This is a genomic window from Desulfovulcanus sp. (assembly GCF_982781345.1).
Map to the genome: position 1 here is coordinate 1 of NZ_CEYAEZ010000183.1, position 1,193 is coordinate 1,193.

Annotated in this window: 1 protein-coding gene and 1 pseudogene; both read right to left on the bottom strand. The window is 46.8% G+C overall.

Translation table 11 applies throughout. The features are described 5' to 3' along the window. A pseudogene (locus AC3WVG_RS12095) lies at positions 1-289 on the bottom strand (IS1634 family transposase); the annotation flags it as partial. Then, complete coding sequence (locus tag AC3WVG_RS12100) at positions 286-1,083, bottom strand: IS1634 family transposase (protein WP_488798370.1); 798 nt, start codon at positions 1,081-1,083, stop codon at positions 286-288. The pseudogene AC3WVG_RS12095 and the gene AC3WVG_RS12100, both read right to left, overlap by 4 nt. Between the last annotated feature and the right edge of the window lie 110 nt (positions 1,084-1,193).

The window sequence follows — 1,193 nt, forward strand, 5'->3', positions numbered from 1 at the left end:
TGTCAAGCTTACTGCTTAGTGTATATTCCTGCTTCCGTGCCGTAGCTGGGTTGTATAGCACAACTACCGTTCGTTCCTTACCCCAGTACTTCCCCTTTGTTCGATAGGCAAACAAGCACTCCTCCTCTTTACCCTCGGCCACAAATCTCCTGTTCTTTTTTATGTCCACAGGTTCAAATTGATCTAAAGGGACAGCAGCGAGTTCTTGTGCAAAGTAGGTGGAGTAAGTCGTTACGAAATGGACTTGTGAATGCTCATCAATCCAGGCATAATTGTCTTCAGAGTTCATCCCCTTATCAATGACACGGTAAGACGCTTTTTTGTCTTGTTCAGTCCACAAACAATACCAAACATCTCGTCCATCACTGCTTCGAACAACTTGGAATCGTGAAGGTTCCCTGGGTACACACAGTAATAGAGCGGCAGTCTTGTGTCTCTGGCCACCAGAAGTCCCAGGCCTATCTGACGTAGGTGGTGGCGGCCATCCTTGTTGTTGCCTCGTTGTGCGAGCTCAGACCTGGTGTGGCTCGCCATAAAGGTATAGTAATTTGTGGTGTCAAAAAGAAGGCAGTCCGCGTTTGGTGACTCAAGTGCCCAGATACGCTCAAAAAACCGCTGTGCAATCTGCCGAAGATCGGCCTCGCTCACTCTATTCCATTTCTCCCAGTAGCGCTGGCTCGTAAGCTCTTCGATCTCAACCGGTCGGATCTGTTGTATAGCTGTGGAGCGGTACCACTCGGCCAACCTGTTCTTGCTCACTGCTTCTACCATCCGATTCCACACACAATAAAGAAAGTACTCTCCAATCGAAGGTCCTTTTTCACGGCTACCGCGAGGGATAACACTGTCAACAATGTTAGCCAGGTCCACCTCAGCATCTATCTGTTGAGCGATCCACAGTGAGCCAAATTCTTCTACCCGAAGTCTCACAATTGGCCGTCCCCTTTTTGTTAAAGCCACAACCCGTTCAGGGGAACCGATATAAACTTGAGAGATGACCTTTGGCTTACCACCTACACGAGCAATCTCCCGGACATAGAGGTAGGGTCTTCCCTTTTTCCTTTTGATATGGAAATGTGCCATATTGAGAAGATAATTAGTAGGGTCTTACATGTCAAGAACAAAATATAAAATCCCTTCAAATTACAAAAGATTTTCTTCTAACTAAACTCTGCTCCGTAGGGTCTTATATG